The sequence below is a fragment of the Arthrobacter sp. B3I9 genome (assembly GCF_030816935.1).
Classification (GTDB): Bacteria; Actinomycetota; Actinomycetes; order Actinomycetales; family Micrococcaceae; genus Arthrobacter.
Genome location: NZ_JAUSYO010000001.1, coordinates 3,485,590 through 3,507,766, shown reverse-complemented (window position 1 = coordinate 3,507,766; position 22,177 = coordinate 3,485,590). Strand labels below are relative to the sequence as shown.

At 64.3% G+C, this 22,177-nt stretch carries 23 protein-coding genes and 1 pseudogene; 9 read left to right on the top strand and 15 right to left on the bottom strand.

Annotated features, from left to right (window positions below; genetic code table 11):
* Window positions 1-19 precede the first annotated feature (19 nt).
* Complete coding sequence (locus tag QFZ65_RS16225) at window positions 20-640, top strand: flavin reductase family protein (RefSeq protein ID WP_306911764.1); 621 nt, start codon at window positions 20-22, stop codon at window positions 638-640.
* 121 nt (window positions 641-761) lie between these two features.
* On the opposite strand, the gene QFZ65_RS16220 is transcribed toward QFZ65_RS16225, so the two are convergent.
* Both QFZ65_RS16220 and QFZ65_RS16215 read right to left on the bottom strand, forming a co-directional pair.
* The gene (locus tag QFZ65_RS16220; protein WP_306911763.1) at window positions 762-2,153 is read right to left on the bottom strand and encodes an SLC13 family permease; all 1,392 of its coding nucleotides are present in this window, start codon (window positions 2,151-2,153) and stop codon (window positions 762-764) included.
* Window positions 2,154-2,165: 12 nt separating this feature from the next.
* Window positions 2,166-2,984, bottom strand: a complete 819-nt coding sequence (locus QFZ65_RS16215) for an Asp/Glu racemase (protein WP_306911762.1) — start codon at window positions 2,982-2,984, stop codon at window positions 2,166-2,168.
* A 175-nt stretch (window positions 2,985-3,159) separates the two neighbouring features.
* Between QFZ65_RS16215 and QFZ65_RS16210 the strand changes: the two genes are divergently transcribed.
* Together QFZ65_RS16210 and QFZ65_RS16205 are read left to right on the top strand one after the other, a co-directional pair.
* Entirely contained in the window at window positions 3,160-3,945 is a 786-nt protein-coding gene (locus QFZ65_RS16210) for an IclR family transcriptional regulator (RefSeq protein WP_306911760.1), read from the top strand.
* Between the two features lie 225 nt (window positions 3,946-4,170).
* Entirely contained in the window at window positions 4,171-5,073 is a 903-nt protein-coding gene (locus QFZ65_RS16205) for an amidohydrolase family protein (RefSeq protein ID WP_306911758.1), read from the top strand.
* A gap of 108 nt (window positions 5,074-5,181) precedes the next feature.
* Here the strand turns inward: QFZ65_RS16205 and QFZ65_RS16200 are convergent, their stop codons facing one another.
* The 3 genes from QFZ65_RS16200 to QFZ65_RS16190 are packed head-to-tail and all read right to left on the bottom strand — an operon-like array spanning window position 5,182 to window position 8,074.
* Window positions 5,182-6,216, bottom strand: coding sequence for an NAD(P)-dependent alcohol dehydrogenase (locus QFZ65_RS16200; RefSeq protein ID WP_306911757.1), 1,035 nt, complete (start codon window positions 6,214-6,216; stop codon window positions 5,182-5,184).
* Window positions 6,213-7,031: a metal-sulfur cluster assembly factor gene (locus QFZ65_RS16195; protein WP_306911756.1), complete on the bottom strand. Its 819-nt coding sequence runs from the start codon at window positions 7,029-7,031 to the stop codon at window positions 6,213-6,215. The genes QFZ65_RS16200 and QFZ65_RS16195 overlap by 4 nt, the downstream gene beginning before the upstream one ends.
* Complete coding sequence (locus QFZ65_RS16190; protein WP_306911754.1) at window positions 7,028-8,074, bottom strand: amidohydrolase family protein; 1,047 nt, start codon at window positions 8,072-8,074, stop codon at window positions 7,028-7,030. Before QFZ65_RS16190 ends, QFZ65_RS16195 begins: the two co-directional genes overlap by 4 nt.
* 163 nt (window positions 8,075-8,237) lie before the next feature.
* On the opposite strand from QFZ65_RS16190, the gene QFZ65_RS16185 reads away from it, so the two are divergent.
* Together QFZ65_RS16185 and QFZ65_RS16180 are read left to right on the top strand one after the other, a co-directional pair.
* Entirely contained in the window at window positions 8,238-9,431 is a 1,194-nt protein-coding gene (locus QFZ65_RS16185) for a GAF domain-containing protein (RefSeq protein ID WP_306911752.1), read from the top strand.
* Window positions 9,349-9,744: a helix-turn-helix domain-containing protein gene (locus QFZ65_RS16180; RefSeq protein WP_306911750.1), complete on the top strand. Its 396-nt coding sequence runs from the start codon at window positions 9,349-9,351 to the stop codon at window positions 9,742-9,744. The genes QFZ65_RS16185 and QFZ65_RS16180 overlap by 83 nt, the downstream gene beginning before the upstream one ends.
* 219 nt (window positions 9,745-9,963) lie before the next feature.
* Here the strand turns inward: QFZ65_RS16180 and QFZ65_RS16175 are convergent, their stop codons facing one another.
* The gene (locus QFZ65_RS16175) at window positions 9,964-11,427 is read right to left on the bottom strand and encodes an SLC13 family permease (RefSeq protein WP_306911748.1); all 1,464 of its coding nucleotides are present in this window, start codon (window positions 11,425-11,427) and stop codon (window positions 9,964-9,966) included.
* 12 nt (window positions 11,428-11,439) lie between these two features.
* Window positions 11,440-12,558 (bottom strand): PrpF domain-containing protein, encoded by a 1,119-nt coding sequence (locus QFZ65_RS16170; RefSeq protein WP_306911746.1) that lies wholly within the window; start codon window positions 12,556-12,558, stop codon window positions 11,440-11,442.
* 241 nt (window positions 12,559-12,799) lie between these two features.
* Between QFZ65_RS16170 and QFZ65_RS16165 the strand changes: the two genes are divergently transcribed.
* Entirely contained in the window at window positions 12,800-13,738 is a 939-nt protein-coding gene (locus tag QFZ65_RS16165; protein ID WP_306911744.1) for a LysR family transcriptional regulator, read from the top strand.
* A gap of 90 nt (window positions 13,739-13,828) precedes the next feature.
* On the opposite strand, the gene QFZ65_RS16160 is transcribed toward QFZ65_RS16165, so the two are convergent.
* Window positions 13,829-13,990, bottom strand: coding sequence for a hypothetical protein (locus QFZ65_RS16160; RefSeq protein ID WP_306911742.1), 162 nt, complete (start codon window positions 13,988-13,990; stop codon window positions 13,829-13,831).
* A 36-nt stretch (window positions 13,991-14,026) separates the two neighbouring features.
* Between QFZ65_RS16160 and QFZ65_RS16155 the strand changes: the two genes are divergently transcribed.
* Complete coding sequence (locus QFZ65_RS16155; protein WP_306911740.1) at window positions 14,027-14,260, top strand: hypothetical protein; 234 nt, start codon at window positions 14,027-14,029, stop codon at window positions 14,258-14,260.
* A gap of 191 nt (window positions 14,261-14,451) precedes the next feature.
* Here QFZ65_RS16155 and QFZ65_RS16150 read toward each other — a convergent pair whose 3' ends face one another.
* Complete coding sequence (locus QFZ65_RS16150; RefSeq protein ID WP_306912616.1) at window positions 14,452-14,700, bottom strand: GIY-YIG nuclease family protein; 249 nt, start codon at window positions 14,698-14,700, stop codon at window positions 14,452-14,454.
* A 277-nt stretch (window positions 14,701-14,977) separates the two neighbouring features.
* On the opposite strand from QFZ65_RS16150, the pseudogene QFZ65_RS16145 reads away from it, so the two are divergent.
* A pseudogene (locus QFZ65_RS16145) lies at window positions 14,978-15,496 on the top strand (integrase core domain-containing protein); the annotation flags it as partial.
* Window positions 15,497-15,524: 28 nt separating this feature from the next.
* Here QFZ65_RS16145 and QFZ65_RS16140 read toward each other — a convergent pair.
* Complete coding sequence (locus QFZ65_RS16140) at window positions 15,525-16,307, bottom strand: ANTAR domain-containing protein (protein ID WP_306911738.1); 783 nt, start codon at window positions 16,305-16,307, stop codon at window positions 15,525-15,527.
* A 718-nt stretch (window positions 16,308-17,025) separates the two neighbouring features.
* On the opposite strand from QFZ65_RS16140, the gene QFZ65_RS16135 reads away from it, so the two are divergent.
* A complete protein-coding gene (locus QFZ65_RS16135) occupies window positions 17,026-17,262 on the top strand; it encodes a hypothetical protein (RefSeq protein WP_306911737.1) in 237 nt (78 codons plus the stop codon).
* Between the two features lie 137 nt (window positions 17,263-17,399).
* On the opposite strand, the gene QFZ65_RS16130 is transcribed toward QFZ65_RS16135, so the two are convergent.
* From QFZ65_RS16130 to QFZ65_RS16110, 5 genes are all read right to left on the bottom strand, one after another.
* On the bottom strand, window positions 17,400-18,086 hold the full coding sequence (locus tag QFZ65_RS16130; protein ID WP_306911736.1) for a TetR/AcrR family transcriptional regulator C-terminal domain-containing protein: 687 nt from the start codon (window positions 18,084-18,086) through the stop codon (window positions 17,400-17,402).
* A 143-nt stretch (window positions 18,087-18,229) separates the two neighbouring features.
* Window positions 18,230-19,381 (bottom strand): N(5)-(carboxyethyl)ornithine synthase, encoded by a 1,152-nt coding sequence (locus QFZ65_RS16125; RefSeq protein ID WP_373427605.1) that lies wholly within the window; start codon window positions 19,379-19,381, stop codon window positions 18,230-18,232.
* A 5-nt stretch (window positions 19,382-19,386) separates the two neighbouring features.
* Window positions 19,387-19,536, bottom strand: a complete 150-nt coding sequence (locus QFZ65_RS16120; protein ID WP_306911732.1) for a hypothetical protein — start codon at window positions 19,534-19,536, stop codon at window positions 19,387-19,389.
* Window positions 19,537-19,654: 118 nt separating this feature from the next.
* A complete protein-coding gene (locus QFZ65_RS16115; protein WP_306911731.1) occupies window positions 19,655-20,560 on the bottom strand; it encodes a diacylglycerol kinase family protein in 906 nt (301 codons plus the stop codon).
* A gap of 331 nt (window positions 20,561-20,891) precedes the next feature.
* On the bottom strand, window positions 20,892-22,175 hold the full coding sequence (locus QFZ65_RS16110; protein ID WP_306911729.1) for an NAD(P)/FAD-dependent oxidoreductase: 1,284 nt from the start codon (window positions 22,173-22,175) through the stop codon (window positions 20,892-20,894).
* Window positions 22,176-22,177 lie beyond the last annotated feature (2 nt).

Sequence of the window (22,177 nt, the reverse complement as noted above, 5' to 3'; positions counted from 1 at the left end):
TGCCCGATAGTCTGGCAGCATGCGCACTGATTTCGATCCCGCTGCCACGTCCGCCCGCGATTTCTACCGGCTGCTCACCGCGGTGGTGGTGCCCCGGCCCATCGCCTGGGTATCGAGTGTCTCGCCGGAGGGCGTCGACAACCTTGCCCCGCACTCGTTTTTCACCGTCGCGTCCACAAATCCGCCCATCGTGCAGTTCACCTCGGTGGGGGAGAAGGATTCACTCCGCAACATCACCGCGTCCGGAGAGTTTGTGGTGAACCTCGCCCCGACCACGCTGATGGAGGAGGTCAACGCCACCGGGACCAACTTTCCGCCTGATGTCAGCGAATTTGACGCCGCCGGCCTCACACGGGAGCCGAGCCTCACCGTGGGTGCGCCGCGGGTCAAGGAGTCGCTGGCGGTACTCGAATGCCGTCTCCACTCGGTCCTGCCGATGGGAGACTCCAGCCTGGTCTTCGGCGAAGTGACGCACGCTGCCGTGAGTGACGCGGTTCTGGACGGCAGCCACCCGCGGATTGAACTTCTGAAGCCGCTGACCCGGCTGGGCCGGGACGAGTGGGGCACGCTGGGCACCATCCAGGAGCTCAAACGAATCCGGCTCAAGGACTGGCCGGGGTCTTTCCGCCCGAAGGCCTGAAACCGCCGGGAGCCGGGCCGCCGTCTGGCGGGAGCCAGGCGGCGTTAAGAAAGGGAAAGGGATGCCCTGCCATGCAGGACACCCCCTTCCGCTTTGTACGGTGATCAGCTTTGTTCGGTGATCAGCCGAGGCCCAGCTGCACGAACACGAACCACACGAGGAGCGGCACCACGCCGATCATCGCGATGGCCCAGAGCAGCAGGGCCCGGAAGAACATCCGCTCGTCCTTGGGCTGCGCGCTCGCCATCAGCAGGGCGCCGCTGGTGGACATCGGGCTCACGTCAACCACCGACGAGCTGATGGCGATGGCCGTGATGACCCCGATGGGGGTGAGCAAGGGATCCATGGCGATAGGTGCCACCACCGGGCTGATGACGCCGAGGGTGCCGGTGGTGGAGGCGAAGGCCGAGACTATGGCCACCACATAGCTGGTGATCAGGGCGGCAAGGGAGCTGTTGCCCAGGCCGGCGATGCCTTCCTGCAGTTCCTTCAGCGCACCCATCTTTTCCAGCATGCCTACGTAGGTGACAATGCCAGTCACCAGAATAATCGCAGACCATGGCATGCTTTCCACTGCCGGCTTCTGCACGCCCGAGTCCAGCATGATCAGCACGGTGGCAATGACCAGCGAAGCGACTCCGACGTCCAGGCCCAGAACAGTGGTGAGCACCAGAAGGGAGGCGATGCCCACCAGGGTGAGGATCCGCATCGGCGTTGCGGCTACCTTCTCGGGGCCGGTCTTCATGCCGCTCCCGGCAGCCACAGAAGTGGGAGCCGGGGCGGTGAGCACGGCCGTACCTGAGCCGGACGGACCTTCCGTGCCGCTTCCAGCGGGAGCGGCAGCGCCGCCGTCGTACTTCATGCCGTTGGCCTCACCTGCCTGGTGATTTGGGTCCGCCTTGGCCGCGCGCCGCTTCATGATGGCCTGCACCAGAATGTAGGCGATCGCGGCCAGGATGGCATTGAAAACGAAGCAGTAGGCGTAGAGCTTGAAGGAATCGTCCGAGGCTCCGGCCCCGTCCAGCATTTTGTTGGCCAGTACACCGAACGGGTTGACCGGCGAGAAGGCGCCGGCGTTAGCGCCCTGCACGATGACCAGGCCCATGGCCAGGCTGCTGATGCCGAACCGCATGCCCAGCGCCAGACCCACCGGGGCCACGATCGCGATGGCGGCCGGGGTGAACGCGCCGGCCGAAGCCAGAGCCGCCGTCAGCAGGAACATCAGGATGGGGACCAGGATTTTCCGGTCGCCGGCGAGCCGTTCAGCCCAGTAAGCGAGCAGGTCGATGGTGCCGTTGATCCGCACGATGGCGAACAGCAGTGTGGCGCCCACCAGGATGAAGAACAGCCCGGCGGGGAACTGTCCGATGACGTCCTTGATCGACATGCCGGCCAGGAGGGTTCCGACGCCGAACGCGGCGACCGTGGCCAGCAGGCCGGCGTTGATCTTGGTGAACGAACCGATGGCAAAGGCCGCTATCAGGACCAGGAACGCGATGAGTGATAGGGACATGGTGCCGGTCGCCTAGGAGCTCGCCGGGGTGAGGACGCCGGCGCCGGACAGCAGGCTGCCGGCCCCGGTGATGGCGGGCCGGTGGCCGAGTGCCTTGAGGATCTCGTACGTGGTGGCGGTGGCCGCCGTGATGACCGGCAGTCCGAGCTCGTCCTCCACTGCCTGGACCGCAGCCAGCGACGGCATCTGGACGCAGGCGGAAAGCACGACGGCGTCCGCGCCTTCGCGCTGGAGGCTGCGGGCAAGCGCGGGCAGGTTCTGCGGATCGAGGCAGCCGACCTCGAGGTTGTCCGCCACCTCGAGGCTGATGGCGTCCAGTACGGTGATGCCGGAGCCTTCGATGTAGTCCACCACCATCTTGGTGAGCGGCTTCATGTAGGGGGTGATCATGGCGACCTTCAGCGCGCCGATTTCCTGCAGCGTGCGGACCAGGGCGCCGGCGCTGCTGGTGACCGGGGCGGGGTGCCCGTTGCCGGCGGCGGCGTCGGCGATGACTTTTTCCGAGCCCTCGTGGGCTCCGGGACCCTGGGCCATGACGGCGACCAGGCAGGCGTAGGCGATGACGTCCACATCGGCGTCGGAGACTGCCTCGGCGCAGCCAGCTGCCTTGCCCACCATGGCCAGCAGTTCTTCCCGGGTGACCTTCTTCATGCCGGCGCGGGCGGAGTGGAAAGTGTAGCTGTGTCCGGTTGCCTCTGCCTGGCGGCGGAACAGCTCGGGGAGCTCCGTCTCCATGGTGGTGTTGGAGCTGGGGACGATCAGTCCCACCCTGGAGGAGCCCGGGCGCTTGGGCTCCGGAGCGGTTTCGCAGGTGATGTCGGGGGTGCTCATGATTTCTCCACGTCGTTGTGCTCGGGGGCTTCGGGACAAAACCCACAAGGTGGGTTCGGCTCCCATGATGTGGGTCACTCGGGTACGATGTCAAATGGGTCACGTTCCGGCGGCTGCCTCCGGCTTACTAGGCTGGAGGCTGCTAGCGGAAAAGTAATGAAGGGACGTTGAAACTGTGGCGACGGAGCCGGGCAACGGGGCATCACCCCTGCTGGTGCTGCACAAGGTGGCGGAGATCCTGGACTGTTTTTCGGTCGAGGCTCCGGAACCGACCTTGCAGCAGATCATCCGGAAGACGGGCCTGCCGTCCAGTACCTGCCAGCGGCTTGTGCAAAACATGCTGCGGGAGGGGTTCTTGGACCGCGACGGCGACCGGTACCGGATCGGCATCGGCCTGGTCCGCTGGGCTACCCCGGGAACGTTCGGGCTGGACGTGGTCCGGCTGGTGAAGCCTGTCTTGCAGCAGCTGCGCGACGAGACCGGTGAAACGGCGTGCCTGTATGTCCGGGATGGTGCGTTCCGGACCATAATCGCCGTTGCGGAGACACGCCACGTGGTGATGCGGCCGTTCATGGTGGGCATGGTCATGCCCCTTCATGCCGGAGCGCCGGGCAAGATTTTTTTGGCGTACGATCCCGAGTCGTGGGGCGCCCTGGACGAACACGGACTGGACCGCTTTACCCCCCACACGCCGGCCTCCTTGGAGCTGCTCCGTCAGCAGGCGGCGGTGGCGCGCGAGCAGGGGTATTATGCGGCTTTCGGGGAACGGAACGAAGATGTGGGTTCCATCAGCGCACCCGTGTTCGACCACGCGGGGCGGCTCGCCTGCGCAGTGGGCCTGGGATTCCCGACGCAGCGGATTGGGCCCGCCGACGTGGAGCGGCTGGGGCCCGTGGTGGCTCGCGCTGGCCTGGAAGCAAGCCGTGCGCTGGGGTATGACGGCAGCCAATCCGCCGGTTGATCCTGCCGCCAACCGGCCGGATCTAAGCGCGAGCAGGCCTTATTAGCCATCCCAGCGGAACGCGGGTTAAGGGGCCGAAGAGGGGCATCCCCAGTAGGCGTCCCACATATGCTTAGCAGGGCAAAGGTCTGGCTCGCTTGCGCAGGAGGCCTCTTGCCCCGACGGGCTTCATCGGGGTTGACGATGCTCTGGTGCTCATGGGATGCGGAAAGCAGGAGGTTCTTTTTGGCTGTAGCACTTGTACCGCGGTCAGACGCGGAGATCCGCCCGTACCTCGACTCGCTGGGCTTGCCCGGGATTATTGATCTGCATGTGCATTTCATGCCTTCCCAGGTGCTGGAGAAGGTCTGGGCGTTCTTTGACCGGGTGGCGGACAGCGGCGCTCCCGCATGGCCCATCACCTACCGGGGCACGGAAGAGGAACGGGTGCGAACGCTGCGGGATATGGGAGTGAAGGCCTTCACCACCCTGAACTATGCGCACCGCCCCGGCATGGCGCAGTGGCTCAACGACTACTCGACGGCGTTCGCCTCGACCCATCCTGACGCCATCCACTCTGCCACTTTCTACCCAGAGCCAGGCGTGGGTACCGTCGTCGCGGACAGCTTGAAAAAGGGCGCCCGGATCTTCAAGGTGCACATCCAGGTGGGTAGATTTTCACCCTTGGACCCCCAGCTCGCGCCCGCGTGGGAACTTGTCGAGGACTCCGGTACACCGGTGGTCATTCACTGCGGCAGCGGTCCGCACCCCGGGGAATTCACCGGGCCTGGACCCATACGCGAACTCGTGAAGAGGTACCCCTCGCTGGTGCTCATCATCGCGCACGCAGGCCTGCCGGAGTACCGGGAGTACGCCGACCTTGCAGCCAACAATCCCCACGTGTACCTGGACACCACCATGGTCGGCACCTCGTACATGGAACAGGTCGCCCCGATCCCGCCCGGATACCTGGACACCCTCGCCGGACTGTCAGACAAAGTCGTCCTCGGCACGGATTTTCCGTCGATTCCCTACTCCTACAGCCACCAGATTCAGGTACTCGAAGGCTGGGGACTCGGAAGCCAGTGGATGAAAAATGTCCTCTGGCATACCCCGCAGAAACTCTTGGGGCTGGACCGGCTGCCCTAGGAGTGGCCGTCCCGCCTTACACAGGCGGGACGGCCACACCCCCAGTCCTAACTGTGGATTAGCCGCCATCCACGCCTGACAGCCAATCCGACGAGCTGGGCGGCCCCGTCAGGGCACGAGGATGGCCCGGCCGCGGACCTTGCCCGCGTCCAGGTCGCTGATCGCCTGTTGGAAGTCGTTCAGCGCGTACTTCTGGGTATGCAGGGTGACCGCCCCGCGGGCAGCAAGGGCCATGAGGTCCTGCAGATCGTTGTACGAGCCGACCAGGTTGCCGATGATGTTGATTTCGGCAGAAACAAGGTCGATGGTGGGAACGCTGATGTTCTCGCCGTAGCCAACGACATAGTAGTTTCCTGCCTGCCGCAGCATTGCGACGCCCTGGGCGGTGGCCCCTCCTTCCCCGACAAAGTCGATGAGAGCCTCGGCGCCCTTGCCGCCGGTGAGCTGAAGTACCTGCTCCACCTGGGACCCGTCGGCGAGGACCCCCTCGTCCGCGCCGATTTCCCTGGCGAGGTCGAGGGCGGCGGGGCTGCGGTCGACGACGACGATGCGGGCCGGGGTGAGCGCCTTGAGAACCTGGATTCCGATGTGCCCCAGGCCTCCTGCACCGATGACCACACAGGTGTCCCTGGCTGTCAGCCGTGTGGCCGCCTTGGCTGCCGCGTGATAGGCGGTCAGGCCGGCGTCGGCCAGGGCGGCGACGTCGGCCGGTTCCAGGGAGTCGTCGATTCTGACGACGGATCGGGCCGACGTCAGGAGGTATTCGGCGTACCCGCCGCTGGTGTCGATGCCCGGGAATTTGCTTTCCTCGCAGTGCACGTCGTCGCCGGAGCGGCAGGCGCGGCACAGCCCGCAGGTGACCAGCGGGTGCAGGATGACCTTGTCTCCTTCCTTCACGTTGGTGACGGCGCTCCCGACCTCGTGCACCCAGCCGGCGTTTTCGTGCCCGATCGTGTAGGGCAGGTGGACCTGGGATTTCTCGGCCCACTGGCCCTCGAGAATGTGCAGGTCGGTCCTGCAAACGCCGGCGCCGCCAATTTTTACGACGACGTCCCAGGGGCCGGTCGCCTCCGGAACGGGCACCTCGGCCATCTTGAGCTCTTGGTGGTAACCAACGACCTGGACGGCCCGCATGGTCTTCATGGGTGAATCTCCTTGACTGTAATCGGAAGCAGGTTGTGGTGGTCGGCGGCTTCGGCGCCCTCGGGCCGGGGTGCCTGTTCGGGGCCGGAGCCCTCGTACCGGGTGCGCAGCAGGCCGCGGCAGAAGTGGGCATTTCCGTCAATGGAAATGCGAGTCGCGCGGGCGCGGCGCAATGCCATGGGGACATCCCCGGGCGGGTAGGGGCGGCCCTCGTGGTTGACCAGGACCGTTGAGTCCGCGCCCCCGGGCAGTCCGAGGGCCGCCCGTCGGCGCAGCAGCGCATCTGTGTTCCTCCCTCCCGGAAGGTCCCGGAGGCGCACCGTCCCCATGTCCGCTTCCGCGAGACCCGGATTCTTCCGCAGGAGGTCCGTGAGACAGCGCTCCATAGCGGCCGTGTGCGCCTTCCGGCGGAACGTCTGCCGCAGTTCTTCCAGGCTGTCCTCGGCCTCGTGCAGAAAGATTCCGCGGTAGCCGGCATCAGCGGCCAACCCGGCATTTATGAGATCGGAGTCATGGTGGTCGTCGAGCTCGACGACCACCATGTCCACCCCTTCCAGCGCTGAAATGACGTCTTTGGCGTCGGACGCCATCAAGTAGGCGAAATTAGGCGAACAAAACGATGTGGGCAGCCGCAGGTGGACAACAGCCTGCGTCCCCTCCGGACCAGGGGAGACGGCCACCGAGCGGACAAATCCAAGGTCGGTGATCGGCTCGTCGAGTTCCGGATCGAAAACTGCGCCCAGCGCCCGGCGGATGTCCTCTTCGCTGACCGAAGCGGCAGCCCGGCCCGTACGCTCGATCTGGGTGGCAGTCATTGGCTGGCCGCCAGATCGGCCCGCTCCGGCTGACGTGGCCCGGTTGCCGTCTCGTCGGCATCCGGGAGCCGGAGCTCTGCAGGCACCGGAATGTCGTACATCTTCGCGGCGTTGAGCCCCAGGATCTTCTTCTTCTGGACCGCCGTCAAGGGTGCGTACTCGGTCATGTCCTCCGGAATCTGGAAGTCAACGAACCTCTCAATCAGCCAGCGCGGCGTCCAGAGGGCGTAGTCACTGGAGAACTGGATGCGGTCCTCACCAATCCAGTAGATGAGCTCGCCGATGATCTGGGCGAAGTACCGCGGCCGCGTGTGCATGAAGGGCATCGCCACGGCCAGGCCGCCGTGAACGTTGGGCTCCTGGGTGGCGATCCAGCAAAAGTCTTCGAGCCGGGGCAGACCGACATGCTCGACCACAAAGTTGAGATCGGTGAAGTCCGACGCCGCGTGGTCCACGTCCGCGACGTCGAAAGCGTCACGGTCGAGCGGGCGGATTGTCGGACCCTTGTGGATGTGGATGTTCTTGATGCCGAGTTTGCGGCATTCCTCGAAGTAGCGGTAGGTCCACGGGTCCGACAGCTTGTACCCGCGTGAATCGCCGTTCCATTCCGCCGTGTAGAGCTTGACGCCCTTGAACCCCATCTTTTCGTGATCGGCACGCAGCCGGTCAAGGCCTGCTTCCCCGTTGCGCGGATCGAAACAGTGGTTGTAGGTGAGCTTGTCCGGATTCGCTGCCGCGAGGTCGTAAGCCTCCTTAGTCTGTCCGAAGCCTCGGTTATAGAACTCGCCGAGATGTGCCGGCTGGAAGATCGCGTGGTCGACGTAACCGTCCTCAAAAATGTCCTTCATGAGACGTCGTCCGCCCTGATAGAGGTATTCCTCGTACGTCCAGAGCTCTTCCGCGGGGGAGAGATTGCGGTGGTAGTCGTAGAAGCAATCGATGAATTGCTTGCCGTGAATGTTGCGCTGGTTCTCCGGCCGGGCGTCCCATAATGCGATGTGGGCGTCGACGATGAAATAGTTTTCGCCTTCTTTGCTGTACATGTCTGGTCTCCTTCTCAGGACTGCCATAGTCCCGACACCATCGAGGCTAGGTCCGCGGGGAGGGCGCTAACATGTGGCGTGTGTCTCATTTTGAGACATCTCTGATGGCCGCTCCCGACCCCGGGGCGTTATTCTCGACGTACCGAGGCAAAGGAGAACGGCGATGGCGCCGAACCAGGACGAAGGGCTCGCAAAGCTGGCCGGCGTGCCCGGTGCCGGCCAGATCGTCCCTGCTGCCAGGCGTCTTCTCGCGTCATGGCAGCGCAGCGAAGAGTACGGCGTCTCGGCCGAGATCGTCGACCCGGCGTGGGCCGGTCCGGCCGCAAGCGACTCGCTGTTCTTCCAGTGCGGACAAGAGGTGCTCGCCGGCCTCCATGGGACTCTCGCGAACGAACCGGTCAGCCTCATGCTCACCGACGCCGAGGGGCTAGTCCTCAACCGGTTCAGCGGGGACAGCTCGCTGCTGCGGGCGCTCGACAAGGTGCATCTGGCGCCCGGTTTCGCGTTCTCCGAGCGCGAGGCCGGAACGAACGGGCTGGGGCTGGCCCTCGCGGACCGGACGCCCAGCCTCGTGCGGGCCGAGGAACACTACAGCGCCAGCCTGCGCACTTACACGTGCGCCGCTGTCCCCGTCCTCGACCCCGTCACAGGCCGCCTCGAAGGCAGCGTCAACATCACTACCTGGGCCCGGTCCTCGCCCGAACTCCTGCTGGCGCTGGCACAATCCGCTGCGGGCAACACATCGGCGCTCATGCTCGCCCGGTCGCAGGGACACCGGACCAAACCAGAGCCGAAGGGTGGGGTGTACCGTGTCCAGCGTGGACGACTGGAACCGGGGGCCGGGACTCTGCGGGCCATGTCAGCTGCATGGACGGAAGCGCTCGATCAGGCGGTGCACGCGCTGGCCGCCGGCCGGGTGGTCGCCGCCGTCGGTGAGCATGGGTCCGGACGCTCCACACTCTTGGGTCAGGCCCTTCGTCAGGCCTTTCCCGGGATCCGGATCCTGTGCGCGGCCGTTCCCGCACCCGCAGAAGTCGACTACTGGCTGTCCTTGTGGACGCCCGAGTTGTCCAAACCGGGAACCGCCGTCATCATCGAGAACGTCCATTCCCTGCCCGCGTGGGCGGCCGAGGAATTGCGCGCACGTGTAGCCGCTGCGCTGCGATCGCTGCCGGCGCCGCCCGCAGGAGGGCCTCCGACTCTCACGTGGGCGGTCACTGCAGAGGGCCTCGACGCAGTCCCGCAGCCGCTGGCTGCCCCTGGTGGACACCGTAGTGCCGGTCCCCGCACTGCGCGAACGTGCCGACGACGTTCTGCCGCTGGCCCGGTACGCCGCCCGCCAGGCACGCCTTCGTGAAGTCGACTTCACCCGCGCCGCCGAGCGTCTGCTGACAAGCCACCACTGGCCCGGCAACATCGACGAACTTTTCAGTGCCGTCCAGGCCGCGGCGCTCCTCGCCGAAACCATCGACGTGCGGCACCTGCCGTCCACCCTGGTGGGACGGCCAGGCCCCCACCTCAGCCGGATAGAGGCCGTCGAACGCGACGAGATCGTCCGGTGCCTGTCCCGCCCCGGCATCACCGTTGCTGCCGCAGCGGCAGAACTCGGGCTAGGCCGCGCCACGATCTACCGCCGCATGGCCCGGCTCGGCATAACCCTGCCCAAATAAGCACCACCGACCCCGTAATGAAGGTGAAGAAGCCGAACGCCCGACACGGGTCCAAAAAGTCCTAGGGCATGTCGGCGGCGAACCGGGCGAGCCGGACGAGGTTGAGGATGAGAATGACGGCGAAGGAGACCGGGCAGATGGGCAAGCCAAAGGCAGGGCGGCTCTGAAAGCCGTCCTGCCTTTGGTGCCCACGCTGGCTTGGGGGCTGGATCGTGCAGGTTACATGATGCCGGTGGGTACGAGCAGGGCCCAAGCCAGCGCGGGAGCCACGAGAACTACTGCTCCGGCGTACATCATCAGTTGGCGGTAGACGCGCTGGCGGTCGTTGTCGCGGGCGTTGGCCACGACGAGGGCGCCGTCGGTGGAGAAGGGCGATACGTCCACGACGGTGGCCGCGATGGCGAGGGCTGCGACGGTTCCGGAGGCGCTCAGCGAGCTGGTGGCCAGCAGTGGACCGGCCATGGGGATGAACGCGGTCAGCAATGCCGTGGAGGAGGCGAACGCGGATCCGACGCCGATGACGTAGCAGAGGACGAGGGCGATCAGCAGCGGCGCCCCCAGAGCCAGGGCCATCTCGGCAAGGGTGTCGATGACGCCCACGTGCTGGAGCAGGGAGACGTAGGTGATCATGCCTGCCACGAGCAGGACGGTGGACCAGGAAACGCCGCCGATGAACGATTTGTGTTCCTTGATGTTGACGAATGCCAGCAGGAGGCCGGCGGAGAGGGCGACGAAGCCGATCGGCATGTGGAAGCCCAGGGTGCACACGAGGATCGCGGCGATCAGCGCCAGCGTGAAGATCTGCTGGCCCTGGGGACGTCCGGAGCGGGGCGTGTCGAGTCCTGCGTACTCGTTGGCGTGCTTGTCACGCAGTTTGCCCAGGAGGCCGAACAGCACGATGGTCAGGGCGGACAGGATGAGGTTGAGGGCGAAGCTGGCCGTGAACAGCGCGCCCTGCGAGATGGGGAATCCGTTTTTCACGGAGATGTCGTGCACCAGCACGCCGGCGACGGACAGCGGGGAGAAGCCGCCGGCGTGGGCGCCGTTGATGACGAAGGCTCCCATGAGCACCGGGTGGATGCGGGATTCGTAGGCAAGTCCGAGGGCCGCCGGTGCCAGCAGTGCCACTGCCGCCGGGGAGAAGGTGCCCAGTGCCGTCAGCCCGGCAGCCAGGAGGAAGAACACCCAGGGAAGGAGCATTGTCTTGCCCCTGACCAGGCGCACGCAGGTCTGGACGATGATGTCGATGGACCCGTTCCGCTGGGCCATGCTGAAGAAGTAGGTGACGCCGATGATCGTCAGCACGATGCTGGCCGGGAAATCCTCCAGGATTTCCTTGTCACTCATCCCGAGCATGAAGTAGCCGACGCCGAAGGATGCGACCAGTCCCATGATGCCGATGTTGAGCGGCCATTTGGTGGCGACGACGAACATCACCACGAGGATGACCAGCGGGATGATCTGGGTGGCGGTCATGGTCGGCTCCGATTCAGAGGCGGCCGCGGGGTTAAAGAGGACACCTCCGAAGAGGAGGGCGGCGAGACCCATGATAGTGATGGCGGCTACCGTCATCAGCAGGATACGGCGGCGGCGGTCGGGACGCCCGGAGGGCTCGACGGCGGTGGTGCTGGGTACGGTCTGTTCTGCGGTCTGTTCTGCGACCTTTTCTGCGGTCTTAGTCATGATGCTCTCTCCTCATCGAGTGGCGCTGGCAAGTGAGGCGTCGACGGCGCTGCCGAGGGCCTCGGGGAGGTGGATGGTGGTGGAAGCGATAGTGCGGGCGGTGCGGTCCACGCCGACGAGCAGCGACCCGTCCCGTTCCTCGCTCCAGGTTTCGATGACCCCGGCCGGTGTGCGCAGCCGCAGGGTGGCGTGAACGGTGCCGCCGGTGATGTCGTTGAGTACGGTTCCCGGGGTACGGGCTGCGAGGGTCAGTGCGATGCTTCCGGTGATGGCCAGGGCCGGGTGCGGCTTGCCCATCGAGAGCATCATGACGTTGACATCGCTTTCCGCATCGGACCGGGCCGGTGCAGCCACGATCGCGACCTTGGGGACGGCGCGGGCCGCTTCGCTGGGAGTCGTCGCGAGGCCCATACGAACTGCTGCCTGACGGCGGATGTGTTCCAGGGTGTCCAGTTGCAGCTCCAGCCCGGCGAGCCAGCTGCCGTAGCGTTCCGGGTCAAGGCCAAGGTCCTCGGCGCGCAGGATGACCACCGGGGCTCCGGCGTCCACCATGGAGACGGTCCAGCGGGTTCCTCCGGCGACGATCACGTCGGTGGCTGATCCTGTCGGAAGCAGCCTGCCGGTGGTTTTGCCGGCCGGGTCCTGGAAGCCGAGCCCCACCCGGTATCCGGGGAACGGCACGCCCGGCATCTGTGCCTGGGGAACGATCGGCAGCGCACCGGACGGGGTGGACACCCGCTGGATGATGATCTGGCCGGTGTTGGTGTTCCGGGTGACGATCCGGGTGACGTCGCCGGTGGGGACCACCCAGCCCTTTTCGATGGCGTACAGGCCGACCACCGCCGAGCAGTTGCCGCAGTTACTGCCCCAGTCCACGGAGGCCTCTTCGATGCCCACCTGGGCGAAGGTGAACTCGACGTCGACGTCGTCGACGGCGGGGCGGTGAAGGATCATCGCCTTGCTGGTGGTTGAGGTGGCGCCGCCTACGCCGTCGATCTGCCTGTGGTCGGGGCTGCCGAACAGGCGGGGCAACAGTACATCCGGGCTGGTGCCGGTTTCAGCCAGCTGCCCCGTCTCGAAGACCCAGCATTTGCTGGTGCCTCCGCGCATCCACTCCGCTTCGATCTTCATGGTCCGTTCCTTGCTTCGCTTCTGCCCCGACGTGTTCATGGGCTTGATTCGAGATTGAGCCAGATCACAAATGAAGACAAGGTTGGATTTATGAAGAGGACTGTAGCGTTGCTTCATTCATTGCGGTGGTCGGCTTCCAGGGCCCGTCCTTGCTGACGAAACAGGCCGAATTGATGGGCGTGCTCCCGCCGATTACGCGCCGAATGCATAGAATGAACGTATTCGACAGAAGGGTAAAGCTTTGCTTAACGATGCGGACCAGGATTTGTTTGATATCCGGCGCCTCGCACTACTCGTGGAGGTCGTAGAGCAGGGATCCATCACTGCCGCAGCCGAGCTGATGATGTACACGCCCTCCGCTGTCTCGCAGCAGCTTCGCAAACTCGAACAGGAAGTCGGACAACCGCTCCTGAACCGCCGCTCCCGCGGAGTAGTCCCCACCGAAGCGGGCCAGGTCCTCGCCGGCCATGCCCGCAAGATCGTCGGGCAGATGCGGGCCGCCCAGTCCGACCTGGACCAGATCGCCGGCCTGAAACGCGGTTCCCTGACCGTAGGCACATTTCCCACTCTCGCCGGCTCGTTCCTGCCGGTTGTTATCCGGGCCTTCAAGAAGAGGTACCCGGCAATTGGCCTCTCCGTTCGCAGCGCGCGCTTCGACGACCTTGTGGCGGACCTGCAGTCCGGAGTTACCGGGCTGTGCCTGCTCTGGGACTACCCCTGGAATCGCTTTCATGACGATTCCATCCGGATCACGGAAGTCTTCCAGGAAAGCACGGTCCTCCTCGTATCCCGCGCGCACCCGCTGGCCGACCGCGAGGAGATCCGGATGGAAGAACTCCGCAAGGAATCGTGGATAGTCCGGGCCGAGGCCCACCCCGTGGTTGAGGTGCTGCAGCGCTCTGCCCATGAAGCCGGATTCGAACCGACAATCGGCTTCCTGGCCAACGACTATCAGGAAGCCCAGGCGATGGTGAGCGTGGGCATGGGCGTGGCCATGGTGCCGAAAACCGCCGTCGCCCTCCAACACCCCGACGTCAGGGTCATCAGCCTCGGCTCCGCCGCACCCTTGCGGCGGGTACTGCTGGCCCAGCGTCAGGACAAGGTCTACGCCCCGGCAGAGGTTGCCTTCCATTCCACCCTGCTGGAGATCGCCCGCGAGCGAGCCGGAGACTACTTGTAGCAACGGCACGCAAGGCGGGTGCGCCGTCGTCGTCCGGAAACTCCGGCGAGTCACCGCGTTCGGTCAACGGACACCCATGGGCGGTGCACCCTAATCGGCCCCCGGTGTAGCGGCATCGCTGATTGTGGGACGTTGCCCGGACCGGTAGGCGGACGCGATGACCGGTTCGAGCTCGTCCATCACGGTACGGTTCCCGGGGAGGACCACATGGGCGAGGAATTCTGATTCGATCGTCGCAACACCGGCTGCCACCGCTGTCAGTTTGGCGTCAGTCGATAGGGCGAAGGCATGCCAGAACCTACGGGTATCGAGTTCCAGGACTTTTGCTGCAACCTCCCGGCCATGGACATCGGCGACGTCACCCCGGACAGCAGGAGTTCCACCGGGCTGCGGCAAAGAGATGACCATCCGGAACTGCCTTCCGCAGGCCCTGAACGCGATGGCACTGAGGTGTCCGCGCTGACTGAAACGAACGTCGGTCGCTCCAAAGTCCAGGAGCGCCCGCTCGACATGTTCCCGTGAAGCCCCAACACTGAAGGAGTCGCCACGCGTGTAGAAAGTCCGGGAATCAAAAGGTGTCATGTCTAACTATGCGCCCCCATGCCGCACTTTCGACTGCTTCACACACTCATGCCCCTTCGGCTCTCTTGCCTCATACGGGCAAGGCTTCGGCCTCAGGTGAGCTTAGGCGGAATTCCTCGGCGGCCGGCAGCTCAGTGAATTCGACGAGTTCGACGTGGTGTTCCTTGAGCACTTCCAGAACTTCGTGGGGGGGTGACGCGGAAGAATTCGCGGCGGAGGTTGACTTTGTTGACGCGCTGCTCAGCGAACGTCCGGTGCAGCATGGCTTCGGTGGCTACGGCGTCATCCGAGTAGAAGAGGGCGTGCACGTCAAAGCGGAATGGCACGGAGGCGTCGCCGAGTTCGTGGACCCGGTCCATGGGCTCGAGGCGCCGGGTCATCCCGATCTTGACCATGTTCTCCCCGAGGGCGCCGATGTTGGAGATCACATACACGAAACCGGCGCGAATGTTCGCCGCGCGGCGTTCGACGTCGGCCAGAGCCACTTCGTCTTCAGCGATTTTCGTGCGCATGCGTTCGGCGCCTTCGAGGTCGCCGTTGGCGATGAGCGCCTCAAGGATGGCCTGATGCATGGCACGTTCCTTTGCGAGCTTCTGTCGGGCAGCGGCGAGTTCGGCTTCGGCCTTCTTCTGTTCCCGCAGCTCTTCGCGGCGGGCTCGCTTGGAAGGCAACAGGAATCGGGCAAGTACCCCTGCCAAACCGCATAGCAGCTACCGCAACCCGCTGATCGGCACCGCTTACGTGCATACCGTCATCGATGACCACTCCCGGGTCGCCTACGCCGAGATCCATGGCGACGAAACAGCTGCCACCGCCGTGGGAGTGCTGAAACGGGCCGTGTCCTGGTTCGCTGCCCGCGGCGCCACCGTTGAGCGGGTTCTCTCCGACAACGGATCGGCCTACAAATCCCACCTCTGGCGGGACACCTGCCGGGAACTGAACATCAAGGTCAAGAAGACCCGCCCCTACCGCCCGCAGACCAATGGAAAGATCGAACGGTTCCACCGGACCCTCGCGGATGGGTGGGCTTTCAAGCGCTTCTACGCCTCCGAATCAGCCCGCAGAAACGCGCTCCCGGCATGGCTGCACCACTACAATCACCACAGGCCCCACACCGCAATCGGAGGCCGCCCGCCCATCAGCCGCTTAACCAACCTGCCTGACCAGTACAGCTAGACCAGCGCCGCGATAAAATGCGTGGTGGCTATCTGCCTCTGCGCGGTGCTGCCGCCTGGTAGACGACGGCGGCGGCAACGTCCCTTAGCTTGACGTTGGTGTTGCTGGACATCGTCTGCAGTCGGTAAAAGGCCTCTTCGCTGGTGCAACGGTGCTGAGCCATGAGAATGCCCTTGGCCTGCTCGATGCCGGCCCGGGACTTCATGGCTTCCTGCAGTTGCTCCACCTCTTTGCGCGCGGAGTGATAAAGGCTCGATGTCACCATGGTCGCTGCCGAGTACTCGGTGAAGCGCTGTTTCCGGTCGGCGTCAGACACATCCGGATCAGCACTGAGGTAAGCCAGGAGGCGGACGAGATCCTCGCGGTGCTCGGTCACGTCGCGTACCTCTTGCAGGAAAGCGACCACATGACCCTCCTCATCCAAAACAGGATTATTGACCGGGCTCCAGTACCGCTCCAGGAACGCGCCGGGGCGCCCAGGATCAGGGACGTCGAACCGATGAAGGAACATGCTGTCCCTCTGCCCGGTTCTCTTCACACGCTCAAGCGACTCGCGCATCACCCTGGCCGGTTCCTGCTCTGCCTGGGACGGGTTCTCGCCGAACACCTCGAAAGCTTGGTGCCCAACAAGATCAACGGAGGGGATTCCCACGAGGTCGACGAACGCGGGATTCACGGCGAGGATCACGTACTCGAGATCCATCAGCGAGTACGCCGACGACGTTGCCTCAAAGATGCCCCGAGCATAATCGTTGATCCGATCAACTGATTTCCCCGACCCGCCCACGCCTGCACTGTCGTACTGTTCCATGTCGCCGTCCTCTCCCTACCCGGTACCTCAGCATCCTTCGTGCGGCTTGGAAACGGAAGCGTGATAATCATGTCAACGGTGGGGTCCGCATTGACCTCTTATCGACGGTGTCAAAAGGATCGGGTTGCCGCGGGGAACCTCACCCCACAATCCTCTCATTGAGACAGATCTTTTTCGGCTTACCATGAGGATTAGAAGCTACCCTGATGGTAAGCAGTGTCTGCTGGGGCTATTCCGGTTTCCCAGGGGTGTTCTCGTAGGGACATGGGCATTAACCATTCCCCGGTTATAGACGCCTAGGCAGGCCGTCTCATGCATCAATAAATCCAGCAATGAAGCTCCTGACACGCAGCCCGCGATGCGGAACTGACCACGTACGACGTGTGGTTGCAGTACTTCAGCATCGGAGGGAACATCAAATTCTTCGAAGTCGACGCGTACCTGCACGGCCGGGAACTTCCCCTCAGGACCCATGTCTTCAGTCGAAGTGGGTGTGCGCTGGCCCGCCCAACGGCAGCTGAACTCGGAAGCCGATCCACTCCCTAGTGGTCCTGAATCAAGCCGTCCTAGTGGTCCTAAATGAAGTTGACACACTCACGGCGGGACGAACAAAGCCACAGGAACAAGTTTTCCTGGCAACTCAAGGTGCAATGCGCTCCGCCGGACCTAGTGTTGGGTGTGTCGGCACATGCCGCGCAACTACCCTCAGGGAGGGTGCATGAACTCCAAACAGTCCAGCTCCGAACAATTCATGCTGTATCTGAAAAGTCTGGGTGGTTCAGAAGCTGACGTCACCGGACCTGCCTGCGCGCTCAGCGATGAGGACACCGTGGAGACCGTAATCTCGCGACTCAGGACGGAGAAATACGCGCATGGCAGTAACCACGTGGACCCTTCAATTCTTCAGGCCTCCGCGCAAGTCCTTATCAGCAGGCGCGCAGAGAACATCCCGTAAACCAGCCCCGACATCCACAAGAAGGGGACTATCAGCTGGATATCCATGTCAGCGGTTTCTTGCAACGGGAACCATACCTGTGAAGAGCCTGAAAGACGCCAAGGCCATTCGGAAGCACCTGCAGGGTGCGGCCACTTTTATGAGAGTTGGGCTGCCAGGCCGGAAAGCAGGATGCTGAGACCTTGGTCAAGCTCGGAGGCACCGTCATAATCGGCGAGGACTTGACCCAGTGCCCGGAGGTGGGGGAAGTCTTTTGCCGGCAGGCGGTGCAGGCCTAAGCGCAGGATGGCTTCGTTTTCTTCCGGGTCCACGATGTATTCCTGGAGTTCGTTCAGGATGTGTCCGTAGAGGAACCCGTAATAGGCGCGGTAGACGTGCAACGCGTCCGCGGGGGTGAAGCCGGCCTCGATCAGCAGGGCCAGTATCTGTTCGAGCGGGCGAAGGGTTCCCAGTGGGCGCATTCCGAGGGGAGTGGACAGTGGCCGGGTGACCAAGAGGGGCACGACATTGGGGTGCCGCAGGGCCAATAACCGGAGATCGTGTCCGATCCGACGAAGCTGTGCCTGCCAGTCAGGGTCATCAGGAAAGATCACCAGCTCGTTCAGCACCATTTCGGTGACCCCGTCCAGCAGGGCGGCGCGGTTCGCTGCATAGCGGTAAAGGCTCATGGGGTCCCGCCCCAGTTCCTGGCCCAACCGACGCATAGTGAGGGCCTCCAAGCCCTCGGCGTCCACCAGCTTCAATGCGGTTGAGAGGACAACGTCCCTGCTCAAGCGCGCCTTCGGTGAGGCGGCACTGGTGGGGGTGGGCTCGGCGGGGGTCATGGTGGAACCGTCCTGTTGCGTAGTACAGGCCTGATCCTTTGGGGATCGCAAGCTTGCTATTATCTGGTCTACAAGTAAAGTCTACATTGTAGACACCACCCCCAAGGCACAGCGGCCCGATGAAGAAGAGGGACACCCAGTTTCTAGGCGGGCAGTTGGGAGTGCGGGTATGCCGTCTCCCGTTGCTGGAACTGCAGCACGTCCTGGTTCAGAATGACGCCCTCGCGGATTTCGATAGCGCGGCGGATTGTTTCGTTTCCCGTCCAGGCCGTGGGGCCGGTGATCACGGTTTCCAGGAAGGGCAGCAGGGCTTCACTGATTTCCCAACTGGAGGACTTCCAAAGGTAGGAGGGGCTGTGGTCCACCGCGTAGTAATCGATGTGGTCACCCACCGTGAACATCGGCTCGGCGAAGGTGGTGGTCTTGGCCCAGCTAAAGCCCATTCCCTCATCGCAGGAAACATCCACGATCAGGCTGCCGGGCCGGAAAGCGGCCAGGTCCTCGGTGCGCAGGTAGGTCAAGGGTGCATTGGGGTTTTGCAAGGTGCAGTTGACCACGATGTCGCTTTCGGCCAGGAACGGCGCCAGCGGGACCCGTCCGCGTTCGGAGATGACCTCACTGAGGAACGGCGCCTTGAGGTCATGATCGAACTGAACAATCCGCACCGAATGGATGGGCGAACCCACGGCGGCCACCCCGCGGTTGGTCAGGACCTGGACATCATGGATGCCGTGGGCGTTAAGGGCGGTGACGGCACCTCGGGCGGTCGCGCCAAATCCGATGACGACGGCGCTGAGTCTCCGGCCGTAGTCCCCGGTGGAGCCGGTCAGGGCCAGGGAATGCAGCACCGAGCAGTAACCGGCCAGTTCGTTGTTCTTGTGGAACACGTGCAGCCCGAATCCGCCGTCGCTGGCCCAGTGGTTCATAGCTTCGAAGGCGATCAGCGTGAGTTTCTTGTCGATTGCCAACTGGGTGATGGCCCGGTCCTGGACGCAGTGTGGCCAACCCCAAAGGACCTGCCCGTCACGGAGTTCGGCGAGGTCTTCGGGCTGCGGTTTGGGCAGGAGGACGACGTCGGCCTCCGCCAACACTTGCGCGCGCGGGGCGATGCGCCCCACAAGCGGTGCCAGATGGGAGTCCGAAACGCCGAAACGCTCGCCGTAGCCTTCCTCAAAAATCAGGTGCTGCCGGATTTCGGGGGCGATGCGCTTCAAATGCAGGGGATGTATCGGAAGGCGGCGCTCGTCAGGTTTTCGGGTGCTGGAAAGCACGCCGAGCGTGAGGTGATCGGTCATACTGGTCACTTCTTCTTGGAGCTTGCCGACTTGGCGGTGGTGGTCGTGTCTCCGGAGGTGGAGGGTCCCGAGGCGGCCTTCTTGTCGGCGCGTTTTTCCTTGATGGTCTTGGCGGATTTCTTCGATGCTGCTTGGCGGGGGGATTTGTCAGCCATGATTGCTCCTGTAGCGGAACCGAAAGGCTCCTGACTTCGAACCATACAGGTACCCGCCTAACGCACCCCTCGAAGCCGTCGAGCGGGATCCCTCGAGGCACGCGAGGGCGACCTTGCATCAGATAACCGCCAGGGCGCCCTTCGCGCTTTCCACAAGAACATGGGCGGCGGCGGGAAGATGCCTGACCTCGCCGTCAATCTGGCAAGGGACAGCGTCCCGCGTGGTGAATGCGTAGCTGCTGACGCTTGGTTGATTTCCGAGTCCCAGGGTCACGGCCCGAAGAGTCATCAGGGCCATCTTCCAGCGACCGGAGTGCGGGAGCGTCACAACCTCGAACCGGCCGTCATCGGGGCCGACAGACTCGCTGACAGTCCCATACTTTGCCATCCGCGAAATATTGGCCAGAATCAGGCTGTCCAAGCGCGCGGTGGCCCCGTCTGCCCGGACGAGCTCGAACGGACTCAGGTGAGAGAGTGTGCGGGCGACGGACACAAGTTCGAGGAATTTGCCCTTCCCCCCGCTCTCGATTCCGATTGCCATCAGCGGCGTAAGTCCGAAACCAATGTAGGAGTGGGCGTAGTGGACCTGTGCCGGCTGTTCCTTTCCAAAGGTAATGCGCAACAGGTCGATGTGCCGGACCGGGTCGTCCCGGACCGCCTCAGGCAACGGTCGTGCGGGCATGCTGCGGTGATGGTCGTTGGCGTTACCTGCCGGGACAACGGTGCACACCGCCTTGCTGCCTGGAACGTCCATCACCCCGTTCACGACCTCGTTGTACCCGCCGTCGCCGCTGACTGAAACAATGAGCGGGGACCCTGTGGCCGCCACGGACCGCGCAAGGTCCCGCGCGTGGCCGGCAAAGCCCGTGGGCAGCACATCAACCTGCAGATCAGGTACTCCATCGGCCAGATCCCGTCGCAGCTCGTTGATCCTGGCGGCCATGCCAGGCTTGCCGGGATTGAAGACCAGCACAGCCCGATCAAAACGGGCTGCAGGTGCCAGGTCAGGGCCGCTGGCTGTCATCGGTCTTTCAGCCCTGTCGATCCATCAAATCGTCCGCTACGCGGTGAAGGTCCTGAACCCACCCGATTGAGCGGCTTGGCGCTCCCGAACCGGCTTCAAAATTTGCAAGAGCTTCCGCTATGCGCTCCAGTGCCTGCGAGATATTGGCCTTGACCGCCGGGTAACCTTCCTCCGCGCGAGGATCAGACGAAGCCGAAGACAGGAGCTCCGCTCCGGACCTTATGACCAGTGAGGCCTCGTACTCGTTCACACTTGCACCTCGCAGCTTCCTCGCATTGGACGTGCGCCAACTCTAGGTCATGTCCATAAGTCCTCATAGCAGCCTGATTGGTCATCGCGCCGCGATGTGCCCCGCGACGTACTCCGCGTCCGCCCCGACCAGTGCCACCGTTGACGATGCGTGCCGGGTGAGCCAGGGGAGTCCCACGGTGTAGAGGCCGGGGACCTCGGTGACGCCGCGGGAGTGGCGCGGGTAGTTCCACTGGTCGAGCACGGGGATGTCCAGGAAGCCGAAGTCCAGCCCGTAACCGGTGCTCCAGATGACGGAGGTGATGCCCGCCGCGTCGAGGCCGAGGCGGGCCCCTGGTTCCACCGGCAGCCACTCGTCGGCGGGCACGGTTTCCGCCGGGGGTGCGTCAATGCCGGCCGCGGCGATGTACGCGTCAATAATCACCTTCATCCGCTGCCCGAACCCCGCCTCCGCCAGCGCGAGACGGGTCGGGAGGTCGTCGCTGAAGACGAGGACGCCGTCGTCCGTTCCCTCGAAGTGGCCGTGCAGCCGGACGCCCCGGCGGCCGAGATCGCGCAGGCGGATGCTGTGCCCGCCGTCGTTGCCGGAGATGAGTGGATTGCACAGGAACCGTGCGGCGGGGGAAGGGAGCTGCTCCACCTGCAGGCCGTTGATGCCGTGGTGGGGCCCGTGCAGGTTGACCTGCAGGAGCCAGTAGAAGATGTCCTGGCCGCGGTAGCGCCGCGGCGCCTCGGGGCAGGCCGACACCGACAAGTGCACCTCGCGGCCGGCGGCAAGCAGGTCCTCGGTGATCTGCCCGCCCGACTGCCCGGTCCCCACCACCAGCACCGCGCCGTCGGGCAGCTGCGCAGGGTTCCGGTAATCATGGCTGTGCAGCTGGCGGATATGCCGGGGGAGTTCAGCGGCCGACGCCGGAACCCGCGGCCGCTGGTAGGCCCCGTTCGCGAGGACGACGTTCCGTGCCAGCCAGTTCCCCCTGCTGGTTTCCACGGCGAAGCCGCTCAGTGTAGTGGAGCTGCTGTCCGCTTCGGCTACGCGCGTGATCTCGGTCCCCAGCAGCACAGGCGCCATGATCCGCCGCGCATAGTTCCTAAACAGCTCGATCACGGCGTCGCGGGGCAGGAACGCGTCAGGTTCCGGACCGTCGTAGGTCCAGCCGGGCAGCAGGAACGCAAAGTTCGGGGTGTTCAGGTAGAACGAGCTCCAGCGGTCCTGCCACGCGCCGCCCAGTTCCGGCCGCTGCTCCAGCAGTTGATGCTCGACGCCGTGCCGGGTCAGCCAGTAGCTCGTGGCCAGGCCGGCCTGCCCCGCGCCGATCACCAGGGTGTCGACCTCGTTGTGCGGTCCTGCGGCGGGGGAGCGCATGG

Bases quoted from the DNA above. Each gene is read 5' to 3' on its own strand.
- QFZ65_RS16115 (WP_306911731.1), bottom strand. From the start codon at position 20,560: ATGACAGCCAGCGGCCCTGACCTGGCACCTGCAGCCCGTTTTGATCGG.
- QFZ65_RS16200 (WP_306911757.1), bottom strand. From the start codon at position 6,216: ATGAAGACCATGCGGGCCGTCCAGGTCGTTGGTTACCACCAAGAGCTC.
- QFZ65_RS16125 (WP_373427605.1), bottom strand. From the start codon at position 19,381: ATGACCGATCACCTCACGCTCGGCGTGCTTTCCAGCACCCGAAAACCT.
- QFZ65_RS16220 (WP_306911763.1), bottom strand. From the start codon at position 2,153: ATGTCCCTATCACTCATCGCGTTCCTGGTCCTGATAGCGGCCTTTGCC.
- QFZ65_RS16135 (WP_306911737.1), top strand. From the start codon at position 17,026: ATGAACTCCAAACAGTCCAGCTCCGAACAATTCATGCTGTATCTGAAA.
- QFZ65_RS16170 (WP_306911746.1), bottom strand. From the start codon at position 12,558: ATGAAGATCGAAGCGGAGTGGATGCGCGGAGGCACCAGCAAATGCTGG.
- QFZ65_RS16215 (WP_306911762.1), bottom strand. From the start codon at position 2,984: ATGAGCACCCCCGACATCACCTGCGAAACCGCTCCGGAGCCCAAGCGC.
- QFZ65_RS16225 (WP_306911764.1), top strand. From the start codon at position 20: ATGCGCACTGATTTCGATCCCGCTGCCACGTCCGCCCGCGATTTCTAC.
- QFZ65_RS16150 (WP_306912616.1), bottom strand. From the start codon at position 14,700: ATGACCCGGCGCCTCGAGCCCATGGACCGGGTCCACGAACTCGGCGAC.
- QFZ65_RS16195 (WP_306911756.1), bottom strand. From the start codon at position 7,031: ATGACTGCCACCCAGATCGAGCGTACGGGCCGGGCTGCCGCTTCGGTC.
- QFZ65_RS16130 (WP_306911736.1), bottom strand. From the start codon at position 18,086: ATGACCCCCGCCGAGCCCACCCCCACCAGTGCCGCCTCACCGAAGGCG.
- QFZ65_RS16175 (WP_306911748.1), bottom strand. From the start codon at position 11,427: ATGACTAAGACCGCAGAAAAGGTCGCAGAACAGACCGCAGAACAGACC.
- QFZ65_RS16140 (WP_306911738.1), bottom strand. From the start codon at position 16,307: ATGGAACAGTACGACAGTGCAGGCGTGGGCGGGTCGGGGAAATCAGTT.
- QFZ65_RS16110 (WP_306911729.1), bottom strand. From the start codon at position 22,175: ATGCGCTCCCCCGCCGCAGGACCGCACAACGAGGTCGACACCCTGGTG.
- QFZ65_RS16120 (WP_306911732.1), bottom strand. From the start codon at position 19,536: ATGGCTGACAAATCCCCCCGCCAAGCAGCATCGAAGAAATCCGCCAAG.
- QFZ65_RS16185 (WP_306911752.1), top strand. From the start codon at position 8,238: ATGGCGCCGAACCAGGACGAAGGGCTCGCAAAGCTGGCCGGCGTGCCC.
- QFZ65_RS16190 (WP_306911754.1), bottom strand. From the start codon at position 8,074: ATGTACAGCAAAGAAGGCGAAAACTATTTCATCGTCGACGCCCACATC.
- QFZ65_RS16155 (WP_306911740.1), top strand. From the start codon at position 14,027: ATGCCAGAACCTACGGGTATCGAGTTCCAGGACTTTTGCTGCAACCTC.